15 protein-coding genes, 1 pseudogene and 2 riboswitches are annotated in these 19,701 nt (G+C 70.2%); of the genes and pseudogenes, 9 read left to right on the plus strand and 7 right to left on the minus strand.

Going from position 1 to position 19,701, the window contains the following annotated elements:
* Nucleotides 1-107 precede the first annotated feature (107 nt).
* The 6 genes from ACZ69M_RS34970 to nicT form a co-directional block, all read right to left on the minus strand.
* Nucleotides 108-650, minus strand: coding sequence for a copper chaperone PCu(A)C (locus ACZ69M_RS34970; RefSeq protein WP_470056291.1), 543 nt, complete (start codon nt 648-650; stop codon nt 108-110).
* Nucleotides 647-2,950 (minus strand): heavy metal translocating P-type ATPase, encoded by a 2,304-nt coding sequence (locus ACZ69M_RS34975; protein ID WP_470056293.1) that lies wholly within the window; start codon nt 2,948-2,950, stop codon nt 647-649. The genes ACZ69M_RS34970 and ACZ69M_RS34975 overlap by 4 nt, the downstream gene beginning before the upstream one ends.
* Nucleotides 2,950-3,237 carry a hypothetical protein gene (locus ACZ69M_RS34980; RefSeq protein ID WP_470056295.1) on the minus strand — a complete coding sequence of 96 codons (288 nt, stop codon included), beginning with the start codon at nt 3,235-3,237 and terminating at the stop codon, nt 2,950-2,952. Before ACZ69M_RS34980 ends, ACZ69M_RS34975 begins: the two co-directional genes overlap by 1 nt.
* A gap of 521 nt (nt 3,238-3,758) precedes the next feature.
* Nucleotides 3,759-4,502, minus strand: coding sequence for a YcnI family copper-binding membrane protein (locus ACZ69M_RS34985; RefSeq protein ID WP_470056297.1), 744 nt, complete (start codon nt 4,500-4,502; stop codon nt 3,759-3,761).
* 37 nt (nt 4,503-4,539) lie between these two features.
* Nucleotides 4,540-5,133, minus strand: a complete 594-nt coding sequence (locus ACZ69M_RS34990) for a hypothetical protein (protein ID WP_470056299.1) — start codon at nt 5,131-5,133, stop codon at nt 4,540-4,542.
* Between the two features lie 162 nt (nt 5,134-5,295).
* The gene (gene nicT / locus ACZ69M_RS34995) at nt 5,296-6,387 is read right to left on the minus strand and encodes a Nickel transporter NicT (RefSeq protein ID WP_470056301.1); all 1,092 of its coding nucleotides are present in this window, start codon (nt 6,385-6,387) and stop codon (nt 5,296-5,298) included.
* 28 nt (nt 6,388-6,415) lie between these two features.
* A riboswitch (cobalamin riboswitch) is annotated at nt 6,416-6,625 on the minus strand.
* A gap of 80 nt (nt 6,626-6,705) precedes the next feature.
* On the opposite strand from nicT, the gene ACZ69M_RS35000 reads away from it, so the two are divergent.
* The 3 genes and pseudogenes from ACZ69M_RS35000 to ACZ69M_RS35010 all read left to right on the plus strand — a co-directional run bounded on the left by ACZ69M_RS35000 (nt 6,706) and on the right by ACZ69M_RS35010 (nt 8,841).
* Nucleotides 6,706-7,065 carry an ArsR/SmtB family transcription factor gene (locus tag ACZ69M_RS35000; RefSeq protein WP_470056303.1) on the plus strand — a complete coding sequence of 120 codons (360 nt, stop codon included), beginning with the start codon at nt 6,706-6,708 and terminating at the stop codon, nt 7,063-7,065.
* A gap of 860 nt (nt 7,066-7,925) precedes the next feature.
* Nucleotides 7,926-8,123: pseudogene (locus ACZ69M_RS35005) on the plus strand (CorA family divalent cation transporter); the annotation flags it as partial.
* 118 nt (nt 8,124-8,241) lie between these two features.
* Nucleotides 8,242-8,841, plus strand: coding sequence for a GNAT family N-acetyltransferase (locus ACZ69M_RS35010; RefSeq protein WP_470056305.1), 600 nt, complete (start codon nt 8,242-8,244; stop codon nt 8,839-8,841).
* 447 nt (nt 8,842-9,288) lie between these two features.
* Here the strand turns inward: ACZ69M_RS35010 and ACZ69M_RS35015 are convergent, their stop codons facing one another.
* Entirely contained in the window at nt 9,289-12,060 is a 2,772-nt protein-coding gene (locus ACZ69M_RS35015) for an FAD-dependent oxidoreductase (protein WP_470056307.1), read from the minus strand.
* A gap of 258 nt (nt 12,061-12,318) precedes the next feature.
* Between ACZ69M_RS35015 and ACZ69M_RS35020 the strand changes: the two genes are divergently transcribed.
* From ACZ69M_RS35020 to ACZ69M_RS35045, 6 genes are all read left to right on the plus strand, one after another.
* Nucleotides 12,319-13,038 carry an alpha/beta fold hydrolase gene (locus ACZ69M_RS35020; RefSeq protein ID WP_470056309.1) on the plus strand — a complete coding sequence of 240 codons (720 nt, stop codon included), beginning with the start codon at nt 12,319-12,321 and terminating at the stop codon, nt 13,036-13,038.
* A 50-nt stretch (nt 13,039-13,088) separates the two neighbouring features.
* Nucleotides 13,089-13,298, plus strand: coding sequence for a 2TM domain-containing protein (locus ACZ69M_RS35025; protein ID WP_470056311.1), 210 nt, complete (start codon nt 13,089-13,091; stop codon nt 13,296-13,298).
* A gap of 34 nt (nt 13,299-13,332) precedes the next feature.
* Nucleotides 13,333-13,824 (plus strand): DUF4188 domain-containing protein, encoded by a 492-nt coding sequence (locus ACZ69M_RS35030; RefSeq protein WP_470056312.1) that lies wholly within the window; start codon nt 13,333-13,335, stop codon nt 13,822-13,824.
* Between the two features lie 807 nt (nt 13,825-14,631).
* Nucleotides 14,632-15,459: a ZIP family metal transporter gene (locus ACZ69M_RS35035; RefSeq protein WP_470056314.1), complete on the plus strand. Its 828-nt coding sequence runs from the start codon at nt 14,632-14,634 to the stop codon at nt 15,457-15,459.
* A gap of 699 nt (nt 15,460-16,158) precedes the next feature.
* Nucleotides 16,159-16,336: riboswitch (M-box (ykoK) riboswitch) on the plus strand.
* Between the two features lie 304 nt (nt 16,337-16,640).
* On the plus strand, nt 16,641-18,017 hold the full coding sequence (locus ACZ69M_RS35040) for a magnesium transporter MgtE N-terminal domain-containing protein (protein ID WP_470056316.1): 1,377 nt from the start codon (nt 16,641-16,643) through the stop codon (nt 18,015-18,017).
* Complete coding sequence (locus tag ACZ69M_RS35045) at nt 18,014-19,303, plus strand: NRAMP family divalent metal transporter (RefSeq protein WP_470056318.1); 1,290 nt, start codon at nt 18,014-18,016, stop codon at nt 19,301-19,303. The genes ACZ69M_RS35040 and ACZ69M_RS35045 overlap by 4 nt, the downstream gene beginning before the upstream one ends.
* Nucleotides 19,304-19,701: the final 398 nt, after the last annotated feature.

The following is a 19,701-nucleotide window of genomic DNA, read 5'->3' on the forward strand; positions in this document are numbered from 1 at the left end:
CGGTCGTCAGCAAGGGGTACGTATGAACCCCCACCCTCCGACTCACCGACCGGGAAGTGACACAACTCACAGCAGACACACGGGAACTCAAGGACCTCAGGACACGACTACTGCAACGACACCGACCCAGGCCGCACCACCACGGCCAGGACCTTGACCCGTCCACTACGCCGGAACTCCAGAGTGAACGGCACGAGATCGCCCGAACGCCACCTGTCCGAGGGCACGGGCACCGTCAGGTCGACCCCGCTCGGCGACATGGCGAGGCTGTCGCCCGCCGCGACGGACACGGAGTCGACGGCGGACCGGTAGGCCGCGTTGCCCTGCTGCATACGGTGCCGGGACAGCGTCACATCGCCGGGGACGTCACGCGCCGTGATCCGGACCAGGGTGTCGGCCGAGCCGCCTTCGTTGGCGATGTGGAAGAACGCCGCCGTCTCGGGGACTCCGGCGGACGGCACCAGCACCCGCCCCTCCGTGACCCGGATGCGTGCCGGACCGCCGGCCCTGCCCGTGCCGACCCAGGCGGTCAGACCCGCCAGCGCCACGCTGCACGCCGCGACGGGCACCAGGGCGGCGAGCGCCCCGTCCCGCAGCCGCCGCCGGTCCAGGCCGGCCAGGGAGGACAGCAGGTCCGTGATCCGCCTCATCGGGCACCACCCTTACCGCTCCGCGTCCCCTGCCCCTGCCCCTGCCGCCGCCCCCGGCCGGGGGACGGCTGCCAGCTGCGCAGCCGCAGGCTGTTGGCCACCACCAGCACGGAACTCACCGACATCGCCGCGGCGGCCACCATGGGATCGAGCAGGCCGACCATGGCGAGCGGCACGGTGACGACGTTGTAGCCGAACGCCCACACCAGGTTGGCCCGGATCGTGCCCAGGGTGCGCCGGGCCAGCAGGACGGCGTCGACGAGCGCCTCGATGTCCCCGCGCGCCAGGGTCAGGTCGGCCGCACCGATGGCCGCGTCGGTGCCGCTGCCCATGGCGATGCCCAGGTCGGCAGCGGCGAGCGCTGCGGCGTCGTTCACCCCGTCGCCGACCACCGCGACCCGGGCGCCCTCCTCCTTCAGCTCCCGCACGAGGGCGGCCTTGCCCTCGGGGGAGCAGCGGGCGTGCACCTCGTCGATGTTCAGCGCACCGGCGACGGCTTCGGCGGGCGCCGGGCGGTCACCGGTGGCGAGCACCGCTCGTATGCCGAGGCAGCGAAGCCGCTCCACGGCTCGGTAGCTGCCGGGGCGTACCAGGTCGCCGACGGCGATCAGCGCCTCGACCCGGCCGTCGACCCGCACCACGACCGGTGTGTGCGCGGCGTCCTCCGCCGCTGCCAGCGCGTCGGCCAGCGCGCCCGGCACCTCGCCGTCCGGCGCGCCCACCTCGACCGTACGGCCGTCCACGCGACCGCTGACCCCGTGTCCCGGCACCGCGGCGAAGTCCGTCACGTCCGGCAGCGGTTCGGCGTCTCCCGCACGGCGCGCGTACGCGGTGACCGCCCGTCCGATCGGATGCTCGGAGCCCCGCTCCACCGCCCCGGCCAGCCGTATCACCGCGTCCTGCCCGAGTCGGCCCGGCACAGCGGTGACCCGGGCGACGGTCATATGACCGGTGGTCAGCGTGCCGGTCTTGTCCAGGACGACCGTGTCCACGTGCTGCAGGGCCTCCAGCGTCTGCGGTCCGCTCACCAGCACACCCAGCTGGGCCCCGCGCCCGGTGGCGGCCATCAGGGCGGTCGGGGTCGCCAGACCCAGCGCGCAGGGGCAGGCCACGACGAGGACGGCCACGCAGGCGGTGAGCGCCGCCTGGGGGTCGGCCCCGGCGCCCAGCCAGAACCCGAGGACTGTCACCGCGATGGCCATGACGACGGGTACGAACACCCCCGCGACCGCGTCGGCCAGTCGCTGCGCCCGCGCCTTGCCGGCCTGGGCCTCCGTGACGAGGCGCGTGATCCGGGCCAGCTGAGTGTCCGCGCCGACCGCTGTGGCCCGGACGAGCAGCAGCCCGCCGGCGTTGACGGCCCCGCCGACGAGGGCCGAGCCGGGCCCCACCTCCACGGGTTCACTCTCGCCGGTGACCAAGGACAGGTCCACGGCCGAACTGCCCTCCGTCACCCGTCCGTCGGTGGCGACCCGCTCACCGGGACGCACCACGAAGACCTGCCCCACGCGCAGCTGCTCGATGGGGATCGACCGCTCGCCGTGCCCGTCCCGTACGGACACATTTTTGGCCGCCAGCTCGGCCAGCGATCGCAGCGCCTCACCAGTCCCCCGGCGGGCCCTGCCCTCCAGGTACCGGCCGGTCAGCACGAACAGCGGGACACTCACGGCGGCTTCGAGATAGAGGTGCGCCATGCCCTCCGACGCGGAGGGCACCAGGCTGAACGACATCCGCATCCCGGGCTCGCCGGCTCCCCCGAGGAACAGTGCGTACGCCGACCAGGCGAACGACGCAACGACCCCTAACGAGACCAGGGTGTCCATGGTGGCCGCGGAGTGACGCAGCCCCCTCAGCGCCCTGACGTGGAAGGGCCAGGCGCTCCACACCGCCACCGGGGCGGCCAGCACGAAGCACAGCCACTGCCAGTTGCGGAACTGGAGGGCCGGCGCCATCGACAGGGCCAGGACCGGTACAGCCAACAGGGCGGTGACCAGGAGCCGTTCTCGCTCGCGACGAGCCTCGTCGGTGCCGGTCTCGTCCGCGTCCCCGATCCCCTCGTCATCCTCACGCACGGGCAGAGCGGCCTGGTATCCGGCCTGCTCGACGGCGGTGACGAGGTCCTCGGGCGCGACACCGGCCGGATGACTGACCCGCGCGAGCCCCGTGGCCAGGTTGACCGTGGCCGTGACGCCCTCCAACTTGCCGAGCTTCTTCTCCACCCGGCGGACACAGGCCGCGCACGTCATCCCGCCCACGGTGATGTCCGTGACCACGAGGCTCGCGGTCGGTTCACCCGCCATCACTCACCGCTCCCGTGACCCATCCCCGGCATGTCGTCCACGCTCCCGTCCGTCCCGGACATGTCGTCCATGCCGCCGCTCCCGCCTCCGCCCCCGCTCCCACCGCTGCTTCCGCCTCTCCCGGTGCCGTGCATGCCCGGCGCCACCGGCCCCGCCGCCGATCCGACGGCGTAGGACACCGAGAACACCAGCACCAGCAGAAGCAGGAAGCCGCAGAGCGCGGGAGGAGGCAGCAGTCTGCGGAGGGCCACACCGGCGGGGCGGGGTGACAACGGAATATCGGCCATGCCTGGCCTTTCCTGGTCGCATCGAACCGTCTTGCAGAAGATGGCAGTTGTAGCCGTACCGCTGCAGTAGTCGAGTCGGCAGGACGTCGAGTTCCGGGATTCAATCGTGACGTGTGTCACATCCGCGACGGGGGGAGACAGTCCGCAGGAACGAACGATGCCGGGGCCGGCCAGCCACACCGCCGGGGCCGAGGCCACCTGCCCTCGGCCTCGGTACGCGCCCAGGAGCAGCGCTGCCGGATTGCGGGCGGTGTGGGGCCCGCACCCGAAGGAAGGCGTGGCACCTTGTAGCCTCTGCGCCCAATCCAGCCTCCTCCGCGACAACTTCGGGGCCGCTTCCACGAACGGGCAGGCAGGAAGGCGCGCCCGGCGCGACCTTTGATGTCGGCCGGACCAGGGCGCCGATCGCCGCGGCGGTCCCCCCGTCGGCGGCCGGGTGTGCGCGCGGCATACGAGAGGCGGCTGTCGCTCTGACGGGCGGGTGCCCTGCCGACGACTCGCCGCCGGCAGGGCAGGTCACCTCACTCGGGCCGGGAACCAGCGGAGCGCCCGCGCACCAGGGCGAAGGCCGCCGCGGCCAGGCCCAGCACGCCCACCACCAGCCCGGCGATCCCGAGTCCACGTGCGGTGGAGTCACTGCTGGCCGCGGTTGTTCCGGAGGCGTCGGAAGCCTTCGCAGTCGAGGCGGAGGCGCTCGGTGCGGCGCCCTCGTCCGTCGCTCCCTTGGCCGTCAGCTTGAGGACCGGCGCCGGGTTCTCCGGCTCTTTGCCGCCGCTCTCGGCCTCCTCGATCCAGCGGACGACCTTGCCGTCGGAGTAGGTCTGGAGGGCCTTGAAGGTGAGCTGGTCGGTGTCCTCCGGCAGCTGGCCGAAGGCGACATCGAAGTCTTCGTAGTGCCCCGGTTCGATCTTCCCGCCGGTCCAGGTGATCTCGGACACGGCGTCGGTGATGGTGCCGTCGTCGGTCTTGACGGGCGTCTTGAGCTTCGTGTTCGTCACCTTGGCGGTCCAGCCGTCCCGCGGGGAGACGAGAACGCCGAGGACGGGGTGGTCGGTGGGCAGGAAGACCTGCACTTCGGTGGTGCTCGCGGTGTCCTCCTCGTCGGGGACCCGGAAGGTCAGAACGCCGTCGGTGGCGCCCTTGGCGTAGCTCTCGGGGTGGACGGTGACGTGGGCCGAGGCGATGCCCGCGGCGGTGAGGACGCCGACGGCGGCCAGGGTGGTGACCGCGGCGGCGCGGCGCAGGGTGGTGCTTGCTCGGGACATGGGTGGGCGATCTCCGTACGGGGAAGGTGTGTCAGGGTCAGATGGGGTACGGAGTCCCCGGCGGCCCGCGTCGCGGCATCGCGTGCCGGAGCAGCGGACGTCCGGGCGGCCGTGAGCCGTCGGCGCGCCGCCGCAGTCGTACGGCATCGAGCGCGTCCGGCACCAGCCGTGCCCCGCCGCTCACCCGCCACCAGGCCGGCAGGCCCGGTACCAGCGCGGCGGCCCGGCGCAACAGCGACCACAGCGCGGCCTCTCCGCGCCGCAGCCACCAGGTCAGCACCAGGGCTGCCGCGACGTGCGCGGCGGTGGCATGTGGGGTGACCGCGTGAGTGTGGGACATGCGCATGCCGTGCATGACCATAGTGGCGTGCGGGCGCGCTGCCTCGAACCCGAGGTGCAGCCCGCCCTGGGTGGTGAACGTCCCGGCGCCGATGGCCGCAGATGACCGCTCTCGGCCGCCCAGCAGACACCCGGCCCCGAAGACCGGCACGAACCCGGCGGCCTGCACCCACACCGGGGGCGCCGCGCCCGTGGCCAGCGCGTGACCCCCGGCGGCAAGCAGCACGCAGAGCGCGGCGAACACCGCCGCGCGCAGGCTCCGTACCGCCGGGGACACGCTCACACCCCGCATGCTGTCATGGGGAGAGCGGGCCCCGCTCCCCGCCCGCGCACGAGCACCACTGCCGCCTCCTGCCCCGCCGAGCTCGGCCTCCTCTCATGAGCCGGACGCGGACACCGTCCGGTTCACGGCTCTCACCCACGGACCGAGACAGCGAGGTTCCGCCGTCCGCGGTCAGCCGCCGTCTGCAAGACGGTCCGCCCATCGCTGCTCGACCCTGGCCAGCCGCCAGTACGCCAACGCCGCCGCCCAGACGACCACGAACAGGCCGACGATGAGGTAACCGACGTTGTCCAGGTCCAGGCCGGCGATCCAACCGGTCACGGCATCGCGCAGATCGAGCTTCTCGTGCAGCACCCCGACCAGTTCGATGGTGCCGATGAGGAAGGCGACCGCGATGGACAGGCCGGTGATGGTGAGGTTGTAGAACACCTTGCGCACCGGGTTCGAGAACGCCCACTGGTAGGCGAAGTTCATGAAGGTGCCGTCGAGCGTGTCGAACAGGCTCATCCCCGCGGCGAACAGCAGCGGCAGGCACAGGATCGCGTACCACGGCAGTCCGGCCGCGGCGCCGCTGCCCGCCATCACCATCAGGGTGACCTCAGTGGCGGTGTCGAACCCGAGGCCGAACAGGAAGCCGAGCGGGAACATCTGCCCGGGCCGCGTGATCGACTTGGTGAAGCGGCCCAGGACACGGTTCATCAGCCCCCGCGAGTCCAGGTGCTGTTCGAGGGCGGCCTCGTCGTACGTACCGGAGCGCATCGCCCGGAAGACCCGCAGGATGCCGGCGAGCGCCACGAGATTGAGGGCGGCGATGAGATAGAGGAAGGTCCCGGAGACGGTCGTGCCGACGACACCGAGGGTCTGGTGGGTGCGGGAGTCGTCGTTGAGCAGCGTGCCGGCGAGCTGTGCGCCTCCCGCGACCAGGGCGGCCATGACGACCACCACACTGGAGTGGCCGAGTGCGAACCAGAACCCGACCGACACCGGCCGCTTGCCGTCGGCCATCAGCTTGCGGGTGGTGTTGTCGATCGCGGCGATGTGATCGGCGTCGAACGCGTGCCGCATGCCGAGCGTGTACGCGGTCACCCCGAGGCCGACCCCGAACGCCTTGGAGCCGACCTCGTAGTGCCCGGGGGCGACGAGCAGGAACAGGACGCCGAACGCCACTACGTGCAGCGCGGCGATCACCGCCAGGAGCCCGGCGGTACGGACGGTGTCCTCGCGTCGCCAGCGAAAGGTGGTGGGCACGGTGGGCAGGGTCATACGGTCACGCTCCAGCACCTCGTGGATCACTTCGTGAAGTGCCGTGGCCGGTCTCCTGGCTTACGGGTGTGTGCGTGTCCGTCCCGGCCTTCCCGTCCGCCGGGCGGCGGACAGTGACCATGCACAACTGGGACGGAAACTCCCCGATCACAGTGGCGAGGGCCGCTCCGGCCTGAACCCCTCGAACCTCGAAGGGCTGTCACCGGTCTTCCCGAACACCACGGCCCGCCCACCGTAGGGGGGACCACTCATCACTGCATAGCTGCGCAGCCGCGCAGGTATGCAAGATCACATCCGGCTACCTGCGAGGATGTCCCCATGCACCTCGTCCCCGCCGAGCGGGCCGACCGCCGCACCATCGACGGCCACCGGGTCTGCGATGCCATCGCGGCCATCGGCGAGCCCGGCCATGTCCGCGCCTGGGCCGAGCGGTTCTCCCTGCTCTCCGACCCCGGACGCCTGGCCCTCCTCATGACCCTGCACCGGGCAGGCCCCCTCGCCGTCTCGGACCTCGCGATCGCGACCGGCATGAACGACCCCGCCGTGTCCCAGGCCCTGCGGCTGCTGCGCGCCGCCGGTGTCGTGGCGGGCGAGAAGGACGGGCGGGTGGTCCGCTACCGGATCGTCGACCCGATCGCCGCCGCCCTGTTGAGTCACTGCGTCCCCGAGGACAGCTGAGCCGGGCGGGCGATCCGGCCGAGCCGTCGGCCCTGAGGCCGGCTATGGCACCGTGACCGTCAACGCAGGGACCCACCAGGTCCTTGACCTCCCAGGTGGTCCCAAACGGCGCCACCGTAGCCAGCAAAAACGCCCTATCTCCTCATCGGATGCCCGCAGCGTGCTTGAAGGCGGCTGTCCGCTCCTTCTCTTCCTTCTCTGCGGCAGTCTTGCCTATGTCCGTGCAGAGTGCGCCGCAGTGCCATGGCGACGTCGGGTGCGGGCCGTAGCCGTACCGCATAGCCGAGTGCATTGACGCTGATGACGGTCGCTTCGCGGAGCACAGGAGCGATCTCGTCAACGAGATTGAGGGGAACGCTGTCGGACGTGCTTGTGAGTAGCGCCGCGACGATCGGGCCGACGCGCTCGATGGCGCCTTGGCCCTTGGAAAGGGCCGCGAGGGGTACCTTCCACAAGGGCGCGGGATCGGGACCTACTCCACTGACAACCGGAGCCCATGCCGAGGCCACACGGACCACCGGCGCCTGCCGCACAAGTCGTCTTCCGGCGTCACGCCCTTTGAGATGTACATCGAGTTCGGCTGTGGCGAAGCCGCCCATCGACCAGCACGCAGTCAGAGGGCGCGGGTCCGTCGATAACGTACTGTGCGCAGGGACCCCTGCACCGCAAACAACACAACACCGTCTCCTGCACTCTGCGACGAGCCGCTCCTCTGGGGAGAATCTGGGGAGTTTGAGCGGCCCTGGGGAGCGCGTGGGGAGAATCGACTGCACAACGCGGCATGAGCCCGAAAGGCCGCGAAAGACACGTCGACGCAGGTCATAGACAGCGAATGCGGCATCGCCGCAGGTCAGCGCCCCCAGGTAGACGACTTCAAGAAGATCTCTTCCTGGGCGGCGATCCTCTTCGCCCCGACCCTCGTCGGCACGATCTACGGCATGAACTTCAGGGAGATGCCGGAGTTGCACTGGGTGCTCGGATACCCCTTCGCAATCGCCCTGATGGCGGTCGTATGCACCAGTTTGTACTTCATTTTCAAGCGGAAGGACTGGCTCTGAGTAACCGGCTGCCGAAGGCTGGGCCGGGGACTCATCCGGTCGTGAAGGTCAGGGTCGGCTGCGACCCGGACCAGATGCTGTTCAAGCCGACCGGGCGCGGTTGTTCGGGCAGGACGGTATGCGGGCCAAGGCGGTGTTCAGCGCCCGCACCGGGGTGGCGGGGTGCGGAGCGTGGTGGGTGTGGGGCCGCGTTGCGGTGATGACGGCGGCGGCCGGACGACCGCACAATGCGCGGGTGGACAACAACGTCGTCATCCGTCCGGTCGTCTCCGATGAACTGGACGTCGTCGCTGAACTCCGATGGCAGTGGGTCCTGGAGAACCAAGACGCTCCCGTCACCGGGCGCGCGGAGTTCGTGGGGCATTTCGTCACGTGGGCGAGGGAGAACACGTCGTCGCATCGCTGCATGGTCGTGGTCCGCGATGAGGTGATCATCGGCATGGCCTGGCTGGCGGTCCTCCCGCGGGTGCCCAGCCCGCGTGCCCTGCAGCGGGCATCGGGCGACCTGCAGTGCGTGTATGTCGTTCCCGGCGAACGCGATGGCGGCCTGGGCGGCCGGCTCATCGACGCGGTCCTGGATCGCGCTCGGGAGCTCGGGCTCGAACGCGTCACCGTGCACTCCAGCCCCCGCGCGGTCCCGGCCTACTCCCGCCACGGTTTCGAATCATCGCCCCGTCTGCTTCACGCCCGTGTCGCCCGCGCCACCTCCTATCCGTGATGCCTACCGAGAGGCTGCTTCGCCCCGTCAGCCCTCGGCCGGTGTCATGGACGACGGCTGGTTGGAGATGGTCTGGCACCTCTGAACGGGGTGGACCGCCGAGGGCCCACCCGCCTGCTCGACACCACCGGCCGGCTGCCCATTATTGAAAGACGTCGGCGGCAGCCCGGCTCCGAGGCTGTCGCCCCCCGGGCAAGTTCACCGTCCACACTCCGAACGGCGCGTTCGTCACCCTCGGAGCCGCCGAAGTCGCCACCCGCGCGAGAGTGGTCGGCAGCGCGGCACGAGGACATGCGGCGACCGTCAGCGACCGCCCCGGTGTCAGCTCTCCTCGGGAGGCCTCGCGGCAGCGGTGGCAGGCGACCGGTACGAGGTGTCCCTCCGGGCGCCGACTCGGCCCCTCGGTATCAACAGAGGTGAAACCCCCGGCGGCCGCCGAGGGGCGAGTCAGTCGCCGGCGAGTGCCTCGTGGACGGAGGAGACAGCGCCGGCGCCGTCGCCGACGGCGGTGGCCACTCTTTTCGTCGAGCCCGCCCGGAGGTCGCCGACCGCGAAGACCCGGGGTGCGCTGGTCTGGAACGGCAGGGCCGTACCGAACGGTTCGGCAGGCAGGCGGCTGTCCGTGAGGACGAAGCCGCTCTGGGCCTTGGCCACGCCGTCCAGCCAGCCCGACACCGGGTCGGCGCCGATGAAGCAGAACAGGGCGCGGCAAACCAGCCGGTTCCGCCGCCCGTCGGACCTCTCGGCCACGATCGACGCGAGGGTGTCGTCGCCACCCAGTTCGCGGATCGTGCTGCTGGTGTGGACCTGGATCCGCGCATGCGCTCGGATCCGGTCGGTCAGGTAGGACGACATCCGGGCTCCGAGATCGGCGCCGCGGACGATCAGATCCACCGTCGCACCACGGGCGGCGAGGGACAGGGCCGCTTGTCCGGCCGAGTTGGCGCCGCCGACGACCGTCACCGGCTGGTCTTCGTAGCCTCGGACGTCCAGCTCGGTCGCGGCGTACCGGACGCAACCGGACTTCTCGAAAGTCGTCCATTGCGGCAGGTCGAGGTGCCGGTAGTGGGCCCCGGTCGCGGCGATCACCGCGCGGCACCGCATGCGTGTGCCGTCCTCCAGCAGGACGGCCGGCCGTCGCTCCTCGGAGAGGTCCAGGCCGGCCACCGCGCAGGGCGAGTGGATCCGTACACCGAACTTGAGCGCCTGGACCATCGCCAGACGGGTCAGGCTTTCGCCGCTGACTCCATGCGGGAAGCCCAGATAGTTCTCGATGCGGGCGCTCTTGGCGGCCTGGCCGCCGAGCCCGGCGCGGTCCAGCAGTATGGTGACGAGACCCTCGGACGCCCCGTACACGGCGGCGGCCAGACCCGCCGGGCCGGCGCCCACCACGACGAGATCGACGGGACGCGCGTCGGCTCGATAGGTGAGACCGAGCACCTCGGCAACAGCCCCGGGCGTCGCGCGCCTCAGCAGCGAACCGTTGACCATCGCGGCCGGGAGGTCGTCCTCGCCGAGCCCCGCCCGTCTCATCAGCGAGCGTCCGGGGTGCGAGGCCGCGTCGAACCAGGAATGTGGCAGGAGCATCTGTGTCACATAGGTGCGTAGTTCCAGCGTCTCCGCGGCGTACGACCGGCCGACGAGCTCCAGGGCGTTGCCCGCCGCACCGCGGATCACCTCGCGCCGTTCCCTGAACGCCTCGATCAGCGTGTCGGCGATGTCGGCCTGCTCGGCGAGGGCCCGGCGCAACATCACCGCCCGGATCCGGACGACTGTCCCGGCGGACACCACGCGGGCGGTCAGGTAGACGTGCTGACCGGTCAGCAGGTTGAGCTCGCCGAGGAAGTCTCCGGGGCCGCCCCGGTAGATCAGCCGCTCCGGCTCGATCGCCGTCGCGTCCCGGACGATGTCCACGGTCGCCGACCGGAGCAGGAAGAAGTCGTAGGTGTCGTCGCCGGTCGTGAACAGGTCCCGGCCGGGCTCGGCGTGCTCCACCTCACCGTACTCGGCGAGCCGGCGGAACTGCTCGTCGTCCAGGACCGGCCCGCGCTCCGGCCGCTCGTTCTCGGGCGTCCCACGCCACTCGTCGACCACCTTCGGATCGACGAGTTCCAGCAGCTCCACCGTGTGGAACCGGGCGGCCGGGTTGTTGAGCGAGGCGAACGACACGTACAGCGTGCCTTCCCCCGGAAGGCGCTGAACGCCGTCGTTGTCGTCGAGATCCGGCATGAACCAGTGGTTCTCGCCGCGCAGCCCGAACTCGGCCGGCGACCGATCCAGTCCGAGAAACAGCATGACCGCCGACCGTTCCTCAGGCAGATCCGCCAGTTCGTGACTCTTCCCGATCAGGGCGTACGTGTTACGCACTCCGGCCGCCGAGACCACGGTGTCCGTCCGCACTCGGTAACGACGGCCGGTGGCGGTGTCCTCGACATCGACGCCGACCACCCTGCCTCTCTCGACAACGACCTCATGGACCCTCTGCCGGGAGCGCAGCACCACGCCGTACCGCTGCAGGATCTCCAGAACGACCCGGTTGAGTTCCTGCGGGCCGCCCACGGGATGTGCGGTGCCTTCCATGAAGAAGGTCAGCGGGACCGCCGCGTGATAGCCGAACGCGCTCGATGCCGGCGGAGTGCCGTACAGCCCCCACCGCGCGGCCAGAACGGCCCGCAGACGCGGATCGCGGAAACTGCGGGAAACCTGATCCCGCAACGATCGGAACGCCGACGGGAACAGCCGCTCGACGACGGGCGCACCCGCTCTGCGTAGCCCGGCGGGGAACGATGCGATGACATTGCGCGCGGCCAGCCCGGCCATGGCCCAGCGCGTGGTCCGGAAGAATCGGTCGATCGCGTCGGCCTCGGCGGGGAACTGTTCCTTCAAGCGCGTGCGGAACCGCTCCTTCGTGCCGGGAACGACGAAATCGAACCCCGGGAAGTGCAGTGCGTCGTACTCGTCCGGCAGCGGCGAGAGCTGCGCCCGTCCGTCCGTCATGAACCCGAGGAACGGACCGGCGTTCGCGCTCATGTAATGCAGCCCGGTGCCGAACCGGTATCGCCCGGCGCGGGAGAACTCGTGCGTCATCCCGCCGAGCGTGTAGTGCTGTTCGAGGACGAGAACACGCTTCCCGCCGAACTGCGCGATCGTGCGCGCCGCCGCGAGACCCCCCATGCCCGACCCGATCACCACCACGTCGGCTTCGTCGTCCGACCCCATCTGCAACCCCCAGTCATCCGTCCCCCGCGGGCTCAGATTGGCCGAACCGGCTTGACGTCGACTGAATGATCAGGGAAGGCCCTCCGGAACCAGGCCCCGGTCTCATTCAATTCCCGTCCAGTGCGACGCCATAGCTTTGCGCCGAGCGTGAGGGTGTGGAGGTGCGGCGTTCTCGCTGAATTCATCGGCACACCCGCCACGGTCACCGCGGTCGCGCCTCCCGTGCCGGCCGTCATCCGAAGGAGAGGTTGGTCCACGGTGAGCGGGAATCCGACGATCGTGCTCGTGCACGGAGCCTTTGCCGACAGCAGCGGCTTCAACGCCGTCGCCAAGCGGCTTGTCGCCGACGGTCATCCGGTGGTCGCCGCGCCGAATCCGCTGCGGGGACTCACCTTTGACGCGGCCAACGTCAAGGCACTGCTGGACAGCATCGAGGGACCGATCGTGCTGGTCGGGCACTCGTACGGCGGTGCGGTCATCTCCGCCGCCGCTGCGGGAAACGCGAACGTGAAGGCGCTGGTCTACCTGGCGGCGTTCGTGCCGGAGACGGGCGAGAGCGCGCAATCACTGGTCGAGAAGTTCCCGGGCAGCACCGTGGGCGAGTCCCTGAAGCCTGTGCCACTGCCCGACGGACAGGTAGACCTTTACATCGACCCCAAGGTCTTCCACCCTCATTTCGCGGCCGACGTGTCCGCGGAGGAAGCTGCCCTCTACTCGATCACGCAACGCCCGGCCACCGGCGCCGCCCTGGGCGAGCCCGCCACCGGTCCGCAGGCATGGCACACGATTCCGAACTACAACCTGATCAGCGGCGCCGACAGGATCATCCCACCGGCGACACAGGAGTTCATGGCCCAGCGCTCCGGCGCGAAGACCCAGGTGGTCGAGGGTGCTTCGCACATGGTGTTCGTCTCCCGGCCGGGTGCGACGGTGGCCCTCATCGAGACAGCAGTGCAGGAACAGGTGCTCCCGCGATAGCACCGCTGGTCACCGCAAGTGCATCGATCCGACGAGCCGCGGGAGGGAACATGCATAAGAGCGAAAAGGCCATGAGGTGGGGCCTGCGGATCCACCTTCTCTGGTACATCATCGCCAATGCGGCCCAGGTGGTGCTGTGGGCGATTCTCACACCCGACCACTTCTTCTGGCCCTTGTGGTCGATTCTGGGCTGGGGTATCGGGCTGGTGATCCACTTCTGGGCGATTCGTTCGAAGTCCCGGTCATTCGCCCGGCCATGACCTGAACCATCACAACGAGGACCAGAGGAGGACCATGTCCGAGAAAGTGATTCCGGGCCGCAACACCGCCGCCGCCGAAGGTGACGTCGTAGTCTTCCACATCGGGCTACGGATCAACCGGATGCGAGCATTCTCCAGCTGGTTGCCGGCATTCATGTCGATGCCGCGCATGCTGCGCGAGCTGTCACAGGAAAAGAGCAGCGGGCTCCTCGGCTACAAGGTGCTCTACGGCAGCCTCCGAGACTTCTACGTCATCCAGTACTGGTCCGACAAGGAACGGCTCCTCGCCTACGCCCACCAGCAGGACAAGGAGCACCGGCCCGCTTGGGCAGCGTTCAACCGACGAGCACGCGCCGGGAAGGGTCATGTGGGTATCTGGCACGAGACGTTCATCGTCCCGGCGGGCTCCTATGAATCGGTGTACGTCGACATGCCCGCGTACGGCCTCGGCGCCGCGACGGGTGTCGTACCGGTCGGCCGGCGCGGCGACACGGCGGCCCAGCGCCTGAGGGCGGGAGAGAGGTAGGCGTCCGTTCCGCGAGAATCGCTCACGCAGGGGACCTCGGTCGTGGGTGTGCAGGGATGGTGCCGAGGTTCAGGTGGCTGGCCGTGACAGCGCCGTATTCCGTGATGGTGGGTGCCTCGCGCCCGTAGGCGAGCAGGATCATTCTCAGCGAGGCCAGGCCGCACGCCCAGTTGGACCATTCCAGCCTGTCTCCCAGTGCCCACCGCGGAGCCCGTGCCGGTCGAAGGCCTACTCACCCGTTTCGATGACGCACCCGTCATCGTGTCCGTCACCGAGCAGCTCCCCGACGACGGACGTTCGGGAGGCCACCTCGTCATCCTTCGCGGCTACGGGGACAGCCCCCGACCCGCCCCGCCCCGCCATGTGCAAGAACCACGGGGATGCCAGACATCCCGACCCACCGACGAACGCCTTCGTTCCGGTACCCGGCTGCCGGCCCTGCGTCTCCGTCGAAGGTGTCGCCCGGGCGGCCCGGCGCCGCGAGGGCGGCCTCACCCTGCGCGACTGGCTGCCAGAGCCACCCGGTCGGCTCATCGACCATTTTCGGCTGAAGCTCCTCATTCATTCCGATTTCACGCGAGTCGCTTCCTCTCCATCCATACGAGTAACGACGCTCGACGGATTGATCGGCGCGGCGTTCGCCCGCCCCGACACGACTGCCCGGCCCAGGAGCGGCCCTCGGAGCTCACCTCGCCCCCGCGTAATGACTTCACCAAGCTTGCGCGAAATGGCGCTTCAAGGGTTGTTAGGCAAGCCTCATCTAACCTTTACTCACTCCGCGTCCCCGCACGTCAGACCGGAGTCCCCATGTCCAGCGCGAACATCACCCTGCTCGGCGCCATCGCCGGCTTCACCATCTACCTCGGCCTCCCGATCGGCCGGCTTCGCACAGCCACCCCCCGCCTCAAGGCGGGCCTGAACGCCGTGGCCATCGGCATCCTCGTCTTCCTCGTGTGGGACGTGCTGACCCACGCGTGGGAGCCGGTCGACGAGGCGCTCAGCCGGCACGAGTGGGGAACGGTCGCTTCCGGGGGCGGCACCCTGGCCGTGGGCCTGACGATCGGTCTGGCCGGTCTCGTGCATTACGACAGCTGGATCAGCCGCCGCCGGGCGGCCGCCGACCGCCCGTCGGGACCCGGCGCCGCCGCCACCGCCGAGCTGGCCCCGAAGGTCCGCAGCCAGGCAGGGTCCCTGGCGCTGATGATCGCCACCGGTATCGGCCTGCACAACTTCGCCGAGGGCCTGGCCATCGGAAACTCCGCCGCTCAAGGCGAACTCTCCCTGGCCGTCCTGCTCATCATCGGTTTCGGCCTGCACAACGCCACCGAGGGCTTCGGCATCGTCGCCCCACTGGCAGCGGAAGGCGAACGCCCGTCCTGGCCCACCCTCCTGTGGCTCGGCCTGATCGGCGGCGGCCCCACCTTCCTGGGCACGCTCGTCGGCCAGCACCTGGTCAACGACACCCTGTCGATCGCCTTCCTGGGCCTCGCCGCCGGTTCGATCCTCTACGTGGTCATCGAGCTGCTGGCCGTCGCCCGCAGGACCGGACTGAAGACACTCACCACCTGGTGCATCCTGCTCGGCCTCCTCCTCGGCTTCGCCACGGACGCCGTCGTCACGGCGGCCGGAGCCTAACCGGTCCGGCAACGCGAGCCGATAGCTGGCCCTGCCGCACACGACACACCCCTGGTGCCCCACCGTGGGCATCAGAACGGCACGAGGAGATGCACCACATGACCCACGTCGGTGACGACGCCGACAGGACATGGTGCATCTCGGAGGTCGACATCTTCCGCGACCTCAGCGAGCAGAAAATGGACGCCCCCGCGCGGCCGGCCGAGGCGCTTCCCGGGGCCGACTCGCTTGTTGGAGGCCACTGGGTCAACGCGGCTTTCGGCGCAGCGGTGCACAGGGTGGCCGTGGCGCGGCGTCGCTGGTGTGACAGTCTTCCGGCGCGGTGCCCGCGTCGGCGGCCGGGGAGGTGTCGGTGCGCTGTCCGCACCGGAGCGGGATCGGGTGTGTGGGCGCGCGGCAAGTACCGTGGCGCACGCGATGGCGTACGACGGCGGTGATGGCGGCGCACGCACGGCGAACGGGGACCGAGCCAGGGGCCGCCGCTCCTGGTCATGGTAGGAGCGTGGTGTGAGTCCGGTATGACGACGGTGCCGGCGCAGTAGGCACGACCGGCCCAAGGAGCAGGCGGCGCAGGCCGCCTCGACGGGCCGGTTGCCGTGAGCGGAGGGCGCGACCGTCGTTGTGTGGCCGCTCTTACCGATGGTGACCGGCGCGTTGGTGGCGGTGACCGCGGCAGGCGTATGCTGTGCGCGGTTTGAACAGGCACCTCGTTCGGTGAGGCGTCTTCACGGACACAGGCCACTGACCCGACGACGTCGAGAGACGCCCAGGTTCAGGACACCTCTCCCCGGCCTAAGGGGTGAGGCCAAGTGGCTTCCCGCCCGGAGGGTGGGATTACGCCGTGGAGTGCCAAAGCTCTGACGAGTTGGGGTGTACCAGGAGCATCGCGTCCTGGTCGCTCCTTGCCGAGTCGTTGTGACGCCTTGGGTGTCCCGGCCGGAGGGAGGCGAGTGATGGACAGTAGTCCCGGCCATAGTCGGCCCTCTTCCGCGTTGTCCTCGTCCTTGCCGTCCTGCCGCGGCACGAGGCAGCCGATCGCTCCCTGACCGCCGTCCGGCACCGTCGTCGGCCGTCCGCTCGCGCCTGCCCGCTCCCGAGCCTGCTCGCGTGATTTCCCTGGCCAGGGGCGCCTGCGCTGTCCGGTGCCGCCCGGCGCCCCGCCGTCTCGTCGGGGCAAGGAGGTGTTCACCTTGGCCACCAACACTCTGCTCATGTCCACCAGCGCCCGCCTGCGCGGCCGCCGCGTCCAGCTGGAACGCCGCGCCACCGCTTCCAAGGCGGTGCGCGCGTCCCTGGTCTCGCTGGCCGGGCTGATCGGCGGGCCGGTCACCAACCAGGCCGGCGAGGAGGTCGGCCGGGTCGTCGATGTCGTCGCCCGGCTCTACGGCGCCGAGCCCTACCCGCCGATGACCGGCCTGGTCGTACGGGTCGGCCGCCGTCACGCCTTCCTGCCCGCCGACACCGTCGAGAAGGTGCACTCCGGGCGGGTCGCGCTGCGCAACGCGCGCCTGGACCTGCGCGAGTACGAGCGCCGCCCCGGCGAGGTGCTGCTCGCCCGCGACGTGCTCGACCACCAACTCGTCGACGTCGATGGAGTGCAGGTCACCCGCGCCGCCGACCTCTATCTGGCCCCGCTCGCCGACCGGGTGGTGCTGGTCGGGGTGGACGTGTCGCTGCCGACCCTGCTGCGCCGGCTCGGTCCGCGCCGCTGGCAGTCCCGGCCGACCCCGGAGCGGGTGCTGGACTGGCAGGCCATGGCGCCGTTCGCCGAGCACGCCACCGACGGACCCGCCCAGGTCCAACTGCGTGCCTCCCGGGGCGCGTTGCACCGGCTGCGACCCGCGGACCTGGCCGACCTGCTTGAAGACCTGGGCCGGGCCGAGCGGCAGCAGCTGCTCCACATGCTGGAACCCGCCGCCGCGGCGGACGCGCTGGAGGAGATGGAACCGGCCGAGCTGGAGAACCTGCTGCGCGAGGCCGAACCGGAGCATGCCGCCCGGCTGGTGGAGGAGATGGAGCCGGACGAGGCCGTGGACGCGCTGCGCGACCTGCACGAGGACGAGCGGGAGCGCCTGCTGGAGCGCATGCCCGCCGCTGAGGCCGGGCACCTGCGCCGCCTGCTGGCCTACCCCGAGGACACGGCCGGCGGTGCAATGACCACGCTGCTGGTCAGCGCCCACCGTGAGCAGAGCGTCGCCGAGGTGCGCGCGGTACTGGCCGCGCAGGCCGAGCACCGCACCGAGATCGATGCGATCGCCGTGCTGGACGACGACGGCCGCCTGGTCGCCGACGTCGCCCTGTTCGATCTGGCGGTGGCCGAGGACGCCACCAAGGTGGCCGATCTGACCGGCTGGCTGGCCCAGTTCGGCCCGCCGGCGACCGTCCATCCGGACACCCGTCTGACGGAGGCGGCCGAGCAGCTGGTCGCCGCCCGCGTCTCCTCCCTCCTCGTCGTCGACGACGAGGACCGCCCATTGGGCCGCATCCTCGCCGACGACGTCCTGGACACGCTGTTGCCCGAGAGCGGGCGCCTGCACTTTCGGAGGTTCCTGCAGTGACCCCCGAGCTGGACACCACTCCGGCCCAGTCCGCCGTCCCCGTCACGCGGCGACGTGGCCTGGGGCGCCTCGCGGTGATCGCCGCGGTCGCCGGGCCCGGCCTGGTCGCCGCGAACGCGGGCAACGACGCCGCCGGCATCGCCACCTACGCCTCCGCCGGGTCCCAATTCACCTACGGCACGCTGTTCTTCATGGTGCTGGTCACCATCGCCCTGGTCATGGTTCAGGAGATGGCCGTACGCCTCGGCGCACACACCGGAAAAGGACTCGGCGCCCTGATCCGCGAGCAGTTCAGCCTGCGGCTGACCGCGCTTGCCGTGTTCTGCCTGTTGCTGGCCAACACTGGCCTGGTGGTCTCGGAGTTCGCGGGCATCGGCGCCGCTTTCGAGCTGCTCGGCGTGCCGAAGTGGGCGGTCATCCCGCCGGCCGCGATCCTGCTGTGGTCACTCGTCCTGTTCGGCTCCTACCGGTGGGCCGAACGCATCTTCCTGCTCATGTCGCTGGCGTTCTTCGCCTACCCCATCGCGATGATCCTCGGCCATCCGCACTGGGGCGAGGTCGGCAAGCACCTGATCGTTCCGCACATGGAGCCCAGCAAGGACTTCATCCTGCTCGCGGTCGCCCTGATCGGCACCACGGTCAGCCCGTACATGCAGTTCTACGCGGCTGCAGGCGTCGTCGACCGCGGCGCCAAGCCTGAGGACTACCGGCTGATCAAACTGGACGCGGTGCTGGGCGCGGTGTTCGCCTGCGTCATCAGCCTGACCATCATCATCGCTACCGCCGCCGTGATCGGCGGCACCGGCCCGCTCAACTCCGCCGCCCAAGCCGCCGAAGCCCTCAAACCGGTCGCCGGACAGAACGCCGAACTCCTCTTCGCCCTCGGCCTGATCGGCGCGTCCGCCCTCGCGGGCGCGGTCGTCCCGCTGTCCGCCAGCTACGCCATCGGCGAGGCCGCCGGCGTGGAACGCTCCGTCTCCCGCAGCTTCCGCGACGCGCCCCTGTTCCTGGGCCTGTTCACCGCCCAGATCGTGCTCGGCGCGGTCGTCGCGATGACCCCGGTCGACGTCATCCAGCTGCTCATCGGCACGCAGGTCCTGCAGGGCCTGATCAGCCCCATCGTCCTGGTCTACCTGCTGGTCCTCACCAACCGCCGCTCCCTGCTCGGCGCTGCGGCCAACAGCCCGCGCTACCGCATCGCCGCGACCACCGTCGTCGGCGGCGTCGCGGGCATGTCCACCATCCTGCTCGTGCAAACCGTCCTGGGCTGGTTCGGCCTCGGCTGACTCCAGCCCAAGAGGAAGGCCCCGCAAAGAATCGCAGCGTCGTGGCCCACGCCGGAACCCTCGGTCAGTTGCGAGAGGCGGTGGGTTCTCACGTCGGCGACGGTGATCCTTCAGCCCGACTCGAAGGCCGAGCGTTGAGCCCCATCGCGGCAGCAGGGTTGAAGCTGGTACGGCCCCGGCACCGGTGCCGAAGTCCATCTCCTGCGGGAAGTCGGCACAAAGCGTAAAGAATTTTCCCAAGAAGAACAAAAGAACCACCCGCTCCGGAACACATCTCGGCTCACATGAGCCAAAAGCGGACTACAGGCGGGCGCTTGGCGATCAATAAGTGATGGACCGCGCACACACCGACCTCCAGAATGCACAGCGGCGCGGACCCACCGGGGGACCGCCTGAGC

Source organism: Streptomyces sp. NPDC107454, assembly GCF_055582885.1.